The following is a 13,999-nucleotide window of genomic DNA, read 5'->3' on the forward strand; positions in this document are numbered from 1 at the left end:
ATGGGGGCACGCGATGGGTGCGGGACTGGTCGGGGAGCAGATCGCGGGCTACCAGGTGGAGTGCGAGATCGGTCATGGGGGCATGGCCGTGGTGTACCGGGCGAGGGATCTGCGTCTGGAACGTACGGTGGCGCTGAAGCTGCTGACCCCGGACATGGTCCGCAATGACACCTTCCGCCGCCGCTTCGCGCACGAGCAACGGGCGGCCGCGGCGCTCGACCACCCCCATATCGTGCCGATCTTCGAGGCCGGCGAGACGGACGGCGTCCTGTACATCGCCATGAGGTACGTCCCGGGGCTGGATCTGCGGGCCCTGCTCGACCGGGACGGACCCCTGCCGGTCGCTACGGCGGTACGTATCGCCGCGCAGGTGGCGTCCGCCCTGGACGCCGCCCATGAACACGACCTGGTGCACCGGGATGTGAAACCGGGCAATGTGCTGGTGGCCCGGGGCACGGACAGTGACCACCCCGAGCATGTCTATCTCACGGATTTCGGGCTGACGAAGAAGTCGCTGTCGTTGACCGGGCTCACGTCCGTGGGCGAGTTCGTCGGCACGCTCGACTATGTGGCCCCGGAGCAGATCGCCGGCCGTCCGGTGGATGGCAGGTGCGATCTGTACAGCCTCGCCTGCGTCGTCTACGAGACCCTCGCGGGTGGGCCACCCTTCCAGCGCGACGACAGCATGGAACTGCTCTGGGCCCACCAGTACGACCAGCCGCCCGCCCTGAGCGAGAGGCGGCCGGGGACCCCGCCGGAGATGGACGAGGTCGTGGCCCGGGCCCTGGCCAAGGTCCCCGAGGATCGTTACGACTCGTGCCTGGACTTCGTGGCGGCGCTGCGCGGCACGGTGCAGGGTGCCGCGGGGGAGCCGGAGTCGGAGGAAGCTCCGCATCCGCCGACCCAGGTGGACCGGGCTGTGGGGCCCCTCCCGCATCCGCCGCTGTGGGCCCGGCCCGTCTTTGATCGCCGGCCCGGTCGCTGACCGGCTCCGCATCTACACCGCCGCTTCACGTCCGTCAAGTCCCGAGCCCTCGGAACGTGACCAAGCGGGATGAAACGGGCCTACTGGAAGTGCGCCTCACCGGAAACGCCGGAACGAACGAGGCACCGGGGCACCGCCAAGGGCCATTCACTCCAGAAGGAACCATGAACTCTTCCACCCGTACTCGCGAGAACGTCCGTTCCCAGCGCCGTCTGGGCCTGACCATGGCGGCGGTGTCGGCCGCGGTCGTCACCGGAGGCGTCCTCCTGCCGGCCACCGCCGCAACGGCCGCCCCGATGTCCTCCGAGTCGGCGGCGGCCGTGGCACCCCAGGCCAAGGGCAAGGACAACGACGAGGGCGGGGACAAGGACAAGGACAAGGACAAGCGCAAGGACAAGCACCAGGGCAAGAAGAGCTACTGCTGGAGCGACGACCACAAGGAGCGTTTCAAGGAGGACAAGGACAAGGACCGCAAGGACAAGGGCCACCACAAGTGGGAGAAGCAGTACCACTGCTGGGCGGGTGGCCAGAAGTTCTACTGGTCGGAGAAGTACGAGTGCTACTTCGTGGTGATCAAGCATGTCAAGCGCTACTTCTGGGACAGCCATAAGGACTACTACTACTTCGACAAGCACTCCAACGACTGGAAGGTCGAGATCGACGAGCACTTCTGGGAGGACGAGGACCACTGGAAGGGCGAGGACGAAGCGAAGGACGAGCACGAGCACGAGGAGAACGGCGAGCACGAGGAAGGGACCGACACCGAGGACGGGACCGAGACCGACACCGAGACCGGGACCGAGGACGGCACTGAGACCGGGGACGACACGGCCGACCAGGACGACGAGAACGGGACCGGGAGCGGGACCGAGGACGGCACGCAGCCCGACGACGGCACCGCTGATCAGGGCACCGAGGACGGGACCGGCACCGAGACCGACGACGGCATCGCCGAGCAGGGCACCGAGAACGGGGAAGGCGACGCCACCGACGTGCAGCCCCAGCCCGACGCGCAGCCCCAGCCGGAAGTCCTGGTCGACGAGCCCGCCCCGGCCGCGTAAGTCGCGGACCGCGGAACACGACACCCACTCCGACGGGGTGAAGGCGCAGAGACCTTCACCCCGTCACCCTTTCCCGTGCTCCCGTGCTCCCGTGCTCCCGTTCTCCCGCTCACCCGCCCTCCCGTTTTCCCGAAAGGAACCGGCGCTCATGTCCACACAGCTCTGGCAGCGATGCCTCGCCCAGACAGCCCACCCTCGTTCGATCGCCCCCAGCGCGGCCGATGCCGATGCCGATGCCGCGAGCACGCACCCTCAAGCGGCGGCCCGACCCCGCCGACCCGTTGCGGGGCACCCCGTACGCCGGCTGCCGGGCACCGGACCTCGTCATCATCCTCGGGCTCCTCCGGGCTCCTCCGGTCAGACCCCGGTCAGACCGGGCTGAGGAACTGTTCGGCCCATACCGTCTTGCCGGTGGCCTCGTGCCGAGTCCCCCAGCGCTGGGCGAGCTGGCCGACCAGCAGCAGGCCCCGCCCTCCCTCGTCGAAGATCCTGGCGCGGCGCAGGTGCGGGGCCGTGCTGCTGGAGTCGAAGACCTCGCTGATCAGGGTGCGGCCCTCGTGGATCAGGCGCAGCCGGACGGGCCGGCGGCCGTAGCGCAGGGCGTTGGTGACCAGCTCGCTCACGACGAGTTCGGTGACGAACCCGGCCTCCTCCAGCTGCCAGGCGGCCAGCTGGTCGGCGGCCAGTCGGCGGGCCCGGGCGACGACCGTGGGTTCGAAGTCCAGCTCCCAGGTGGCGACCCGGTCGGCGCCGAGGCAGCGGGTGCGGGCGGCGAGCAGGGCGATGTCGTCGTCCGGCGGATGGGTCAGCATGGCGGCGAGAAGCCGGTCGCAGACCGTGTCCGGCGTCGGTGCGGGACGGGCGAGGGTGGCGAACATCTTGTCCAGGGCCTCGTCGATGTCGTGGTCGCGTGCCTCGAGCAGGCCATCCGTGTACAGCGCGATCAGGCTGCCCTCGGCCAGTTCGGTCTCCACGGTCTCGAACGGCAGGCCCCCGAGGCCCAGGGGCGGGCCGGGCGGGACGTCGAGGAAACGCACCGCGCCGTCGGGCGCGACCACGGCGGGCGGGGGGTGGCCGGCCCGGGCCAGGGCCAGGCGGCGGGAGATGGGGTCGTAGACCGCGTACAGACAGGTGGTGCCGATCCCCGCGGCGCCCTCCGCGGCCTCCTGCGGCCCGGCCTCCTCGGCGGACAGGTGCACCACGAGATCGTCGAGGTGGGTCAGCAGCTCGTCGGGCGGCAGATCGACGTCGGCCAGGGTGCGCACCGCGGTACGTACCCTGCCCATGGTCGCCGCCGCCCGGACGCCGTGACCGACCACGTCGCCCACGACCAGGGCCACCCGGGCGCCGGACAGCGGGATCACGTCGAACCAGTCGCCGCCCACCCCGGCCCGGCCACCGGCCGGCAGGTAACGGCTGGCGACGTCCAGGGCGTGCTGATCGGGCAGTGTCTGCGGGAGCAGGCTGCGCTGGAGGGTCATGGTGGTGGTGCGTTCCCGGCCGCGCTGCCGGGCCCGGCGGATGCCCTCGGCCGCCGCGCTCGCGAGCTGCTCGGCCAGCCACACGTCGTTCGCGTCGAACGGCTCTCGGCGCCGGTGACGGCCCAGCAGCACCGCACCGAGCATGCCGCCGCCCTGGGCGCGCAGCGGCACGACCATCACCGAGTGCACCCGAGCCCGGGCGATCCAGGCGGCCTGCGGGTCCTCGTCGGCCCAGCGCGCGATGGCCGGTTCGCCCACCCCGTACACGGCCGCCTGCCCCTCGACCAGGCACCGGCTCACCGGTGAGAGCGCCGGGTAGCGCACCGACTCTCCCGGCGTGACGCGGGCGCCGCCGTCGCCGAGGACGGACCGGACCGCGACACGGCTCAGGACGGCCCGCCCCGCGGACTCGGCCGACAGCGCGGGGTCCGCCTCGCCGCTGCGCCGGAAGGCGTCCAGCACCTCGACGGCGACGTAGTCCGCGACGGCGGGGACGGCCACCTCGGCCAGCTCCTGCGCCGTGCGCTCGGCGTCCTCGGTGGTGCCGATCCGGGGCAGGGCCTGAAGCAGCATCCGCTGCCGGGCCGGATCCCCGCCCGCCGTGTGGTACGCCACCAGGCACACCGCACGCACCTGACCCTCCGCGTCCTTCAGCGGAGCCAGTGACGCCGGCCAGCCGCCCTGCGCGCCCACACCCCCCGGACCCATCACATCCGCGACATGCTGCACCCCGCCCCCTTCGAGCACCAGCCGCATCGCCGCCTCGGCCCGGTCGCTCAACGGATGCGGCGCCAGCTCCGCCAGCCGCCACCCGTGCATCTCCTCCGCGCTCAGCGACAGCGCACCCTCCAGGTCGGCGTTGGCCGCCACCAGCCGTAGCTCCCGGTCGAACACCCCCACGCTGCACGGCAGTTGGCGCAACACCCACTCTCCGAGCATCCCGTCCTGCGGCAGATCCTCACCCGGCGACGACGACGGCCCCCCGGCCGCTCCCGCCACCACCAGCCACTCGGCAGCCGCCCCGCCGGAAGCCCTCCGGTGCGCCAGCAGCCGCCGCGGCAGTTGCCGCCCGTCCCGATGCCGTAGCACCGCCGAGCCGCTCCAGCCGCGACGCCCGGCCGCGACCCGCCGTACCCGTTCCTCGACGTCATCGGCCACCAGCCGGGCCGCCGGGCGCCCCACGACCTCGGCCGGTCCGTAGCCCAGGAGGCGCCCGGCGCCCTCGCTCCACCCCGTCACGATGCCCCGCTCGTCCACCGTGGCCGTGCACGGCTCCTGCGGCGCGACGCTCGCCCGCGCCCACTCGCCGGAACGGGAGGAAGGACGCGCCATCACCGCTCCTCTCGCCGTTCACCGCTCACGTGCCGGCACCGCCCCCTGACCAGCATGATCCCGGCGCACACCAACCACAACCGGAGGCGGCATCGGTTCGGGACTCCGCCTGTGACACGGCTGTGACAGCGGGCGGACGCGGTGATGACCTCACCCAAACATTCTCTTTACAAGGGGCAAATCGACGTATTCAGGCATTCCGTCTTCAGTCGTTGCCCTCTGCTTCCAAGGGTGTGAGCAGAAACGACCGCGCCGACCAGCCGGAGAACACCCCCATGCATCCCACCCCCACCGCAGCCCCCACCGCAGCCCTCACCACGACCCCGTCGCTCACCCCGCGCGAGCTGGAGACCCTGCGCCACATCGCCGCAGGCCGCACCTACTGCCAGGCAGCTCGCCACATGGGTCTCTCCCAGCACACCGTCGACACCTATCTGCGCCGTATCCGGGCAAAGTTCGACGTCAGCACCACCGCCGAACTCACCCGACTCGCCATCGCCCTCGGTCTGTAGGGCAGCCCGGCACCCTTGCGTTCATAAAGAACGTGGCCCTTCCAGGCATCGTCACATCCTCGAAATACGACCGTCCCATCCCCTCCAGGACTTGGATCTACGGTGGGCAGCACAGCCCGCCGCCCGGCCACCGTCGCCCGAAGGCAGACCCCGCCCTCGCCCCGACAGGAGCCTCGTGTCCCGCCCCGCACCCCCGGCCTTCGTCCTCCCGCCCTGGCTCGCCCACGCGCTGCGCGCCCAGCGCGGACCCGTGCCCTGGAACGCGGTCCTGCGAGGAGCCCTGGCCGCCGGCCCCCTCCTCCTCGTCGCGGTCCTCGCCGACCGCACCTCCCTCGGCGTGGTGGCCGCCATCGCCGCCATGCTCGCCGGCATCAACGACCGTCCCGGCAGCCGCCGCGCCTCCGTCAAGCGGCTCGGGATGCCCGCGCTGGCCGGAGCCGCCGGACTGTTGGTCGGTACGTACGCCGGTGAACACCTCGGTGCCGTCCCGCTCACCCTCCTCCTCACCGGCCTCGGCCTCCTCGCGGGCGGCATCAGCGCCGTCGGGTCCGTCGCCTCCGCCGCCGGTACGCAACTCCTCGTCGCCTCCGCCATCGGGGCCGGGATGCCCTTGCCGGAGAGCGGGTGGCAGCGGGCCCTCGTCTATCTCGCCGGTGCCGCGTGGCTGCTCGGGCTCCGGCTGGCCCTGCCCACCCCCGGCTCCCTCGGCGGGGACTTCCGGTTCGACGGAGAGCGCGACGCCGTCGCCGAGGTGTACGACGCCGTCGCGGACCTCCTCGACGCCGTCGGCACCCGGGACGCCGTCGCCCGCCGTGTCGCCCTCACCGCCGCCCTCGACCACGCTCAGGACGCCCTCACGGGACCCCGGCTCCGGCGATACGCCTCCTCGTCCACCGAGCGACGGCTGCACGCGCAGTACGCCGCCGCCCTGCCCCTCGCCGAGGCCGCCACCGCGCTGGCCTGGGCCGGGGCGGGCATCGCCGAACGGGCCTCCGAAGGGCCGCGCAGGCTCGCCGCGGCCGTACGCGGCAACACGCACACCGGCCCCCTCCCCGCGCCCTCCCGCTCCGCACCCGCCCTGCGCGCACTCGACGACGCCCTGCTGCACGCCGCCGAGGCGTTCGACCGGGGCCGCGGGAACAGCGACCTGCACACCCGGCGTCGTCGTACGGCCAAGGACCGGGTCCGGGCCGTCTTCGGGGCCGGCGGGCGGGAGTACGGCCTGCGGGTCGCCCTCAGCTTCGGCGCCGCCGCCGCCGTCGCCCAGGCCCTGCACCACGCCCAGTGGTACGGCCGGCACGAACACTGGTACTGGCTCCCCGCCACCGCCGTCTTCCTCGTCAAGCCCGACCTCGGCCCGCTGGTCTCCCGGGTGCTCTGCCGGGCCGCCGGCACCGTGCTGGGAGCCCTCCTCTTCGCCGGATTCGCGGCCGTACTGCCCCACCCCGAAGGACTCATCGCGCTCGTCGCCCTAAGCGGCGCCCTCATCCCCGTCGCCACCCGGCACTTCGCCGCCCAGACGGCCGTCGTGACCGTGCTCGTACTCGCCCTGGTCATGGTCGGCGGCGAACCGCAGGCCTCCGCGAGCCGCATCGGCGAGACCCTGCTGGCCTGCGCGATCGTGCTGATCGCGGGCCACCTCCCGATGCCGGGCCAACGAGGCGGAGGCGTCCGGGCCCGCCTCGCCGAGGCCCACCGGGCCACGCACGCCTACCTTGCCCATGTTCTGCGCGAGGCGGACGGTGACCGCGGTGGCGGCGTACGGGATGTGCGCGGGCCGGGCGTCGGTCATGACCCCGCCCGGTCCGACGCGCGTGCCCTGCGCTGGAGGCTCCGTCGCGAGGCCTACCGGGCGCTGGCCGAGGCTCGCACCGCCATCGCTCTCGCCGCAGCGGAACTGCCCGCGCTCGCCCGGCACACGGAGGGAGCCGATGACGTCGTCGCCACGCTCGAGCGGCTCGTCGACGCCACCACCGCGTGCGCCGTTCACCTCGACGACTCGGGTCGGCTGACGCCGTGGCACAGCGCTCAGCTCACCGAGCTGCTGGCAGAGCTCGCGCGGGAGCGGGGACGGGTGGGGCCGGGCGGGCCCGACGTGCCGGTCGCGGGCTGAGGTCGCCGTGGTGGCCGTCAGCCCTCAGTCCCCGACCCGCACCCGGACCGGCGCGTGAACCGACCCCGCCTGCCCCGTGACCGGATGCGCGGTTCACCTCACGCGGCCCGACGACCGCGTCGTACGTTGGCGTGATGACGCCTTCTCCCGCAGAAGCTCCCGCCGACCTCGTCATCACCGGCTGCACCGTCCTCCTGCACGACGATCAAGAGCGGATCGGGTTCGAGGAGGACGCCGCGATCGTCGTACGCGGCGGTGTCGTCGAGGCCGTGACCACGGCTGACGCCGTACGCGGGCGGCCCGCCGTCGAGCTCCTCGACGCGTCGGGCCAGGTCGCCCTCCCCGGCCTCGTCAACTGCCACACCCACGCCCCGATGGTGGCCCTGCGCGGGGTCGCCGAGGACCTGCCCACCGAGGAGTGGTTCAACGATGTCGTCTGGCCCGTCGAGTCCAACCTCACCGAGAAGGACGTGGAGTTGGGCGCGTGGCTCGCCTGCGCCGAGATGATCCGGGGCGGCGTCACCTGCTTCGCCGACCACTACTTCTCGATGGACGCCGTGGCCGCCGTGGTCGGGGAATGCGGGATCCGGGCCCACCTGGGGGAGGCCTACTTCTCCTCCCAGGGGCCGCAAGGCCGGGAGAAGTCACTGGAGTTCGCGCTACGGCATCGCGGCGGCGCCGACGGCCGTATCACCACGACCCTCGCCCCGCACGCCCCCTACACGGTCGACGACGCGGACCTGGCCGCCACCGCCGAACTCGCCGCCGAGCACGGCCTCCCCGTCCACCTCCACGCCGCCGAGAACCGCGACCAGGCCGAGACCAGCCTCGCCCGCCACGGAGTCACCCCCATCGAGGTGCTCCGGCGCACCGGGATCCTCGATGTCGACGTCCTCATCGCGCACGGCACGGGCATCCTCGACCGCGACCTGCCGGCCCTGCGGGACGCCTCCGGCCGTACAACCGTCGCCACCGCGCCCCGCGGCTACCTCAAGTTCGCCTGGCCCACCACGACACCCGTCCGCGCCCTGCACGACATCGGCATCCCCGTCGGCCTCGCCACGGACGGCGCCGCCTCCAACAACTCCCTCGACGTCTGGGAGTCGATGGCCCTCACCGCCCTCCTCCAGAAGTCGACCACCGGTGACCCCCGCTGGCTGACCTCCCGTCAAGCCCTGCACCACGCCACGCTCCAGAGCGCCCGCGCGATCGGCCTCGGCGACACCCTCGGCACCCTCGCCCCCGGCCGCCGCGCCGACATCATCCTCATCGACCTCACCGGCCCCCACACCCAGCCGGTCCACGACCTCGCCGCCACCCTGGTCCACAGCGCCCGCTCCTCCGACGTCCGCACGACGATCGTGGACGGCCGGATCCTGATGCGTGACCGGGAGCTGCTGACGATCGATGTGCCCGCGGTGGTGAGGGAGCTGGGAGAGCGGCTGCCCGCACTCCTGGACCGCAGTCACGGAGGGAAGATCCAGGAATACGACACCTGAAACGCCGAAAAAACTCCGTGCCCCCGCGATGAGTTCCGCCCCTGCCGCCGGTCACCACCCAGAACGGACCGTTGCGAGGAGGGGCGCCCATGTCGCTTCCGGAGGTCGTGTCGCGTGAGCAGTGGCGGGCGGCGCGTGAGGAACTGCTGGTCAAGGAGAAGGCGGTCACGCGTGCGCGTGATGCGCTCAATGCCGAGCGGCGCAGACTGCCGATGGTCGAGGTGGGGGAGGAGTACGTCTTCGAGGGCGGCGACGGCAAGGCCACCCTGCTCGACCTGTTCGAGGAGCGGCTCCAACTCGTCGTCTACCACTTCATGTTCGCCCCCGAATGGGACGCCGGGTGCCGCAGTTGCTCGGGATTCCTCGATCAGATCGGCCATCTGGCGCACCTCAAGGCGCGCGGGACGACGCTCGTCGCCGTGTCCAGGGCGCCGTACACGAAGATCCTGCCGTTCAAGGCGCGCATGGGCTGGACGGTGCCCTGGTACTCGTCGTACGGCAGCGACTTCAACCACGACTTCGAGGTGACCCTGGAACACGAGGGCGAGCTGCTGGAACGGCCCGGAGTCAGCTGCTTCCTGCGCGACCGGGACCGTGTCTTCCACACTTACTCGACGTATGAGCGCGGTCTCGACGGGCTGGGCTCGACCACCGGCTTCCTGGACCTCACCGCGCTGGGCCGGCAGGAGGAGTGGGAGGAGCCCAAGGGGCGTGCGTCGGCTCTTGGGGCGCCTGCGGGCAGCGAGGGCATCCGGTATCACGACGAGTACGACGACTGATACGCAACGTAGTGGTGGATCATCGAGAGTGAGCGTGCGCTCACGTATAGCGGTGAACGAGTGTCAACTACGTCTCAGTCCCGTCACCGGGCGAGGCGATTCACCTCCGGCAGGCGTTAACTCCTACAAGTACGACGCTGATCGGAGGTGCAGGATGGTGAACGGGCGAACGGTGCTCGAACGCTTTCCCGCGGGCGGGCCGCGGGGTTCGTGGCCGGCGGAGGAGTTCGCACACGCGCGGCGGATGGAAGGCCTGCCCGCCGAGGTCGTCATGGACCTCGCGACGGACGCCTTCTTGGTGATCGTGCGCGGTGACGTCCCGGTCGACGCCGCCGCCTGAGCGGGCAGTGCGGGTCGGCCCGCCCGTGGCCAGCAGTTCGTCGGGCGTGCCGGACTCCACGAGCCGGCCCTGGTCGAGGACGTGCACCAGATCGGCGTGGCGGACGGGCGCCGGCCGGTGGGCCATCGCGACCAGCGCGGGAACGGCACCCCGTAACCGCTCCTCCAGCGACCCGCCCCGATCAGCCGCCCCGGCACACTGTTCACGGCAAGCAGCCCCTAGGGACGGCAGCCGCGTCACCATGGCCCGGAAGCTCAGCTCCAGAAACGCGTCCCCCAGAACAGCAGCCGCTCCGACTCGGAAACGCAGCCTCACCAGCACCATGCGTCTTCCCCACCCGACACCCTCCCCCGGCCGCCCGCACGACGGAGGGCCACTATGGCGGGACGGGGGTGCGAGGCGGAGGGTGCGAGTGGCGCCGGCAGGTCACTCTCTTCAGTCCGTCCGGCGTTTGAGGACGAGGCCCTTCGGGCCGGCAGCGGGGGGTCAGGGGCGGCAGCCCCCTGGTACGGGACGAAAGGGGCAGCACCGCCCAACGCGCGGCACCCGAAGCAAGCCGCCCTACCGGCGGAGCCCTACGCCGAGATCTGCCGCGACCACGAGGGCGTGACCCCCATCACCCGGCACAACGCCAGATACAGCGGAATCGGCGGCGTATAAGGCACCGCCCCCTCCGACCGATGAATCAACCGAGGCATGTCCAGCACCACCGCCCCCGTCGAGTACCGCACCGCCGCAGGCCACTCCAGCGCGTAATCGGAGTCCGACGGCACGATCCACCACCAGTGCGCCTCGTCGGCGTACACACACCCCACCCGAGGCAGCCGAGGCATGATCAGCGGCCCGAACCGCGCGGGCACCGCCACCGCGTCACAGCCCAGCGGCGCCGTCATCCCGTCCGGAACGGGCAGCCGCCGAGGCGCTGTCGAGACGGTGGGCAGAGCACGGCGAAGGCGGACCAGCGTGTCCAGGCTCAGTACCTGACCGCCGCCGGACACGCCCATCACAGCCATGCGGACCCCGTTCCCCTGCCGTACCGCGCCTGTGTCGCGTCCTCGTCGCCCGCACCGCCGGACGGCCCCGGCTTGGGCCGGGATCCCCACCCGAGGTCGTTGTACGGCCCAGTGCCGGCGCCGGAAGCGCCGGGAAACCCGGCGGCACGCGCCAGATCGGCCCAGACCACAAGACCGGACCCCTGCTCATGGGCCCCCCACGCATGGCACAGGGCGTCGATGAGAAGCAGTCCCCTGCCGTGCTCGTCCTCGGGGCGCGCGGCCAGCGGGTGCGGTTCACCCGGCGCGCACCCTTCGTCGCGTACGGCTATTCGGACCAGATGGGCGCCGTCGTGCAGCTCGCACACGATGTGCTCGCTGGCGGTGTGCACGATCGCGTTGGTGACCAGCTCGGACACGACCAGAGCCGCCGTGTCGCAGGTGTCCTCGCACACCGCCCAGCCGTTGAGCCGCGCCCTGGTCAGGCGTCTGGCCTGCGCGGGCGAACCCGGATGCGCGGCCAGTTCGAAGCGGAACCGGCGCTCGGCGGCGGCGCCCCGCTGGGGCCCGACCGCCGGGGTGGCACCGAGGCCGTGGGGGGCCGCGGTGGCGTCTGTTCCTAAGGGCGGGGACGGAATCACGCTTGCCACTATCGCCCCGCCGTGAACACTTGGCAAGTGTCACTCTGAAAATTGCAGAGTGCGGTGTGACTCTCTGGAAGGCCGTGGCACACTGCTCGCAACAGCATGTCGAACGGCGCCAGTTGGGATCACCGAGGATCGGCCGGTACTGCCGAGGTTCTCGAATAGGTCTTCGAATGGCGCCGTCGGCCTGTCAAGGTGCGGCCGGCCCGCCAGGTTCAGTCGACGGGGATTTCATTTTCGTGGAGGTGGAGCGTGAGCGAGCCGCGGTCCGCGCCTACGGTCGGCCAGGTCGTCCTCGGTCGGCGCCTGCTCGACCTGCGTGAACGCGCCGGGCTCAAGCGCGAGGAGGCCGCCCGCGTCCTGCGCGTCGCCCCCGCCACGGTCCGCCGTATGGAAATGGCCGAGGTCGGGCTGAAGATCCCGTACCTCCAGCTGCTCCTGAAGGCCTACGGCATCTCCGACGAGGAGGCCGACGCCTTCGTGCAGCTGGCCGAGGAGGCCAACAAACCCGGCTGGTGGCAGCGGTTCCACGACATCCTGCCCGGCTGGTTCTCGATGTACGTCAGCCTGGAGGGCGCCGCCAGCCTCATCAGGTCGTACGACCCCCACTTCGTGCCCGGCCTGCTCCAGACCGAGGACTACGCGCGCGGAGTGCTGAGATCGGGCGCCATCGGCCAGACCAGCCCCGACGACATCGAGGGCCATGTCGCCCTGCGTATGCAACGCCAGCAGTTGCTCACCCGGGAGGACGCACCCCGGCTGTGGGTCGTGATGGACGAGACCGTACTGCGCCGCCAGGTGGGCGGCCCGGAGGTGATGCGTGCCCAGATCGACCGGCTGCTCGAGGCCACGAAGCTGCCCAACGTGACGTTGCAGGTGGCCCCGTTCGCGAACGGGCCGCACCCCGGCACGTACGGGCCCTTCGTGCTGTTCCGATTTGCCATGTCAGAACTGCCGGACATGGTCTACAGCGAGTACCTGACCGGCGCCGTCTACCTCGACGCGCGCACCGAGGTGGCGACCCATCTGGAGGTCATGGACCGCATGGCGGCGCAGGCCGCTACGGCACATCGCACGAAGGGGATCCTCCGGGATCTCCGCAAGGAGCTGTGAATGGATCGCATCAAGCCGCGCATACACGTCTACAACGGCATGCCCGCGCGGGACTTGGGCAGCGAAGGCTGGCACAAGCCGTGGAGCGGCGGCAACGGAGGCAACTGCCTGGAGGCGATGAAGCTCGCCGACGGCCGGATCGCCGTCCGTCAGTCGACCGACCCGGACGGGCCGGCGCTGATCTACACCTCGGACGAGATCACGGCGTTCATCGAGGGCGCCAAGGCGGGGGAGGCGGACTTCCTTCTTTCCTGAGCCGCTTGAGTCACTTGAGTTGCTTGCCTGTCCGCAACCGTAACTACCTTGATCTGGTGCTCAGTTGATAATCCATTGCGTCTTACGGAGTGCCTCATGACTGCGATCGACACCAGCAGGCCGCATCCCGCCCGGATGTACGACTGGTATCTCGGCGGCAAGGACAACTACCCCGTCGACGAGGCCATGGGGCAGCAGATGCTCGCCCTCGACCCGCGCGTGCCGGTGATGGCGCGGGTCAACCGCGCGTTCATGCACCGCGCCACCCGCTGGCTCGCCAAGAACGGCGTGCGCCAGTTCCTGGACATCGGCACCGGAATCCCGACCGAGCCGAACCTGCATCAGATCGCCCAGTCGGTCGTCCCCGACGCCCGCGTCGTCTACTGCGACAACGACCCCATCGTGCTGGCCCACGCGGCCGCCCTGCTGCGCGGCACGGAGGCCGGTGCCACCGAGTACCTGCAGGCCGATGTGCGCGATACGGGCGCCATCCTCGAGGGCGCCCGGAAGATCCTGGACTTCAGCCGTCCGGTGGCCCTCTCCCTCGTCGCGCTGCTGCACTTCGTCCCCGACGAGGACGGCGCGCACGAACTGGTCCGCCGACTGCTGTCCGAACTCCCCTCGGGCAGCTACCTGGTGGTGTCCCACGCGACCGCCGACTTCACTCCCGAGGAGTCGAAGGCGGCGACCGAGAGGCTGAAGGCGGCCGGCGTCACGCTGGCCCTGCGCTCCCGCGAGGAGTTCACCCGCTTCTTCGACGGCCTCGAACCAGTCGAGCCCGGCGTCGAGGTGCCGCACCACTGGCACCCCGAGCTGGGAGAGCCGGTGCCCGGGCAGGACGACGGGGTCATTCCCGGGTACGGGGCGGTGGGGCGCAAGCCCTAGGCGTGCCG

At 71.5% G+C, this 13,999-nt stretch carries 13 protein-coding genes; 10 read left to right on the forward strand and 3 right to left on the reverse strand.

What is annotated here, in order from left to right:
- Nucleotides 1-13: 13 nt before the first annotated feature.
- Together KUM44_RS10660 and KUM44_RS10665 are read left to right on the forward strand one after the other, a co-directional pair.
- Nucleotides 14-985, forward strand: a complete 972-nt coding sequence (locus tag KUM44_RS10660) for a serine/threonine-protein kinase (RefSeq protein ID WP_217207562.1) — start codon at nt 14-16, stop codon at nt 983-985.
- Between the two features lie 164 nt (nt 986-1,149).
- Nucleotides 1,150-2,046, forward strand: coding sequence for a hypothetical protein (locus KUM44_RS10665; RefSeq protein WP_217207563.1), 897 nt, complete (start codon nt 1,150-1,152; stop codon nt 2,044-2,046).
- A gap of 368 nt (nt 2,047-2,414) precedes the next feature.
- On the opposite strand, the gene KUM44_RS10670 is transcribed toward KUM44_RS10665, so the two are convergent.
- Entirely contained in the window at nt 2,415-4,859 is a 2,445-nt protein-coding gene (locus KUM44_RS10670) for a SpoIIE family protein phosphatase (protein WP_217207564.1), read from the reverse strand.
- Nucleotides 4,860-5,092: 233 nt separating this feature from the next.
- On the opposite strand from KUM44_RS10670, the gene KUM44_RS10675 reads away from it, so the two are divergent.
- The 5 genes from KUM44_RS10675 (at nt 5,093) to KUM44_RS10695 (ending at nt 10,102) form a co-directional block, all read left to right on the forward strand.
- Nucleotides 5,093-5,371 carry a helix-turn-helix transcriptional regulator gene (locus KUM44_RS10675; protein ID WP_308402569.1) on the forward strand — a complete coding sequence of 93 codons (279 nt, stop codon included), beginning with the start codon at nt 5,093-5,095 and terminating at the stop codon, nt 5,369-5,371.
- Nucleotides 5,372-5,546: 175 nt separating this feature from the next.
- Nucleotides 5,547-7,484 (forward strand): FUSC family protein, encoded by a 1,938-nt coding sequence (locus tag KUM44_RS10680; RefSeq protein ID WP_217207565.1) that lies wholly within the window; start codon nt 5,547-5,549, stop codon nt 7,482-7,484.
- Between the two features lie 134 nt (nt 7,485-7,618).
- A complete protein-coding gene (locus KUM44_RS10685; RefSeq protein WP_217207566.1) occupies nt 7,619-8,983 on the forward strand; it encodes an amidohydrolase in 1,365 nt (454 codons plus the stop codon).
- A gap of 89 nt (nt 8,984-9,072) precedes the next feature.
- Entirely contained in the window at nt 9,073-9,762 is a 690-nt protein-coding gene (locus KUM44_RS10690) for a DUF899 domain-containing protein (protein ID WP_217207567.1), read from the forward strand.
- 154 nt (nt 9,763-9,916) lie between these two features.
- A complete protein-coding gene (locus tag KUM44_RS10695) occupies nt 9,917-10,102 on the forward strand; it encodes a hypothetical protein (RefSeq protein ID WP_217207568.1) in 186 nt (61 codons plus the stop codon).
- Nucleotides 10,103-10,677: 575 nt separating this feature from the next.
- Here KUM44_RS10695 and KUM44_RS10700 read toward each other — a convergent pair.
- Both KUM44_RS10700 and KUM44_RS10705 read right to left on the reverse strand, forming a co-directional pair.
- A complete protein-coding gene (locus tag KUM44_RS10700) occupies nt 10,678-11,106 on the reverse strand; it encodes a hypothetical protein (protein WP_217207662.1) in 429 nt (142 codons plus the stop codon).
- Complete coding sequence (locus KUM44_RS10705; protein WP_217207569.1) at nt 11,106-11,744, reverse strand: ATP-binding protein; 639 nt, start codon at nt 11,742-11,744, stop codon at nt 11,106-11,108. Before KUM44_RS10705 ends, KUM44_RS10700 begins: the two co-directional genes overlap by 1 nt.
- A gap of 246 nt (nt 11,745-11,990) precedes the next feature.
- Here KUM44_RS10705 and KUM44_RS10710 point away from each other — a divergent pair, with 246 nt between their 5' ends.
- From KUM44_RS10710 to KUM44_RS10720, 3 genes are all read left to right on the forward strand, one after another.
- Nucleotides 11,991-12,851 (forward strand): helix-turn-helix transcriptional regulator, encoded by an 861-nt coding sequence (locus tag KUM44_RS10710; RefSeq protein WP_217207570.1) that lies wholly within the window; start codon nt 11,991-11,993, stop codon nt 12,849-12,851.
- Nucleotides 12,852-13,106, forward strand: coding sequence for a DUF397 domain-containing protein (locus KUM44_RS10715; protein ID WP_217207572.1), 255 nt, complete (start codon nt 12,852-12,854; stop codon nt 13,104-13,106). It abuts the gene before it with no gap.
- A gap of 96 nt (nt 13,107-13,202) precedes the next feature.
- Nucleotides 13,203-13,991 carry an SAM-dependent methyltransferase gene (locus KUM44_RS10720; protein WP_217207573.1) on the forward strand — a complete coding sequence of 263 codons (789 nt, stop codon included), beginning with the start codon at nt 13,203-13,205 and terminating at the stop codon, nt 13,989-13,991.
- Nucleotides 13,992-13,999 lie beyond the last annotated feature (8 nt).

This window comes from Streptomyces sp. AC550_RSS872, from assembly GCF_019049285.1.
Lineage (GTDB): Bacteria > Actinomycetota > Actinomycetes > Streptomycetales > Streptomycetaceae > Streptomyces.

What these genes read in the sequence shown, in the direction of transcription:
- KUM44_RS10660 (WP_217207562.1), top strand. Translation starts at nt 14, where the DNA reads ATGGGTGCGGGACTGGTCGGGGAGCAGATCGCGGGCTACCAGGTGGAG.
- KUM44_RS10665 (WP_217207563.1), top strand. Translation starts at nt 1,150, where the DNA reads ATGAACTCTTCCACCCGTACTCGCGAGAACGTCCGTTCCCAGCGCCGT.
- KUM44_RS10670 (WP_217207564.1), bottom strand. Translation starts at nt 4,859, where the DNA reads ATGGCGCGTCCTTCCTCCCGTTCCGGCGAGTGGGCGCGGGCGAGCGTC.
- KUM44_RS10685 (WP_217207566.1), top strand. Translation starts at nt 7,619, where the DNA reads ATGACGCCTTCTCCCGCAGAAGCTCCCGCCGACCTCGTCATCACCGGC.
- KUM44_RS10690 (WP_217207567.1), top strand. Translation starts at nt 9,073, where the DNA reads ATGTCGCTTCCGGAGGTCGTGTCGCGTGAGCAGTGGCGGGCGGCGCGT.
- KUM44_RS10695 (WP_217207568.1), top strand. Translation starts at nt 9,917, where the DNA reads ATGGTGAACGGGCGAACGGTGCTCGAACGCTTTCCCGCGGGCGGGCCG.
- KUM44_RS10700 (WP_217207662.1), bottom strand. Translation starts at nt 11,106, where the DNA reads ATGGGCGTGTCCGGCGGCGGTCAGGTACTGAGCCTGGACACGCTGGTC.
- KUM44_RS10715 (WP_217207572.1), top strand. Translation starts at nt 12,852, where the DNA reads ATGGATCGCATCAAGCCGCGCATACACGTCTACAACGGCATGCCCGCG.
- KUM44_RS10720 (WP_217207573.1), top strand. Translation starts at nt 13,203, where the DNA reads ATGACTGCGATCGACACCAGCAGGCCGCATCCCGCCCGGATGTACGAC.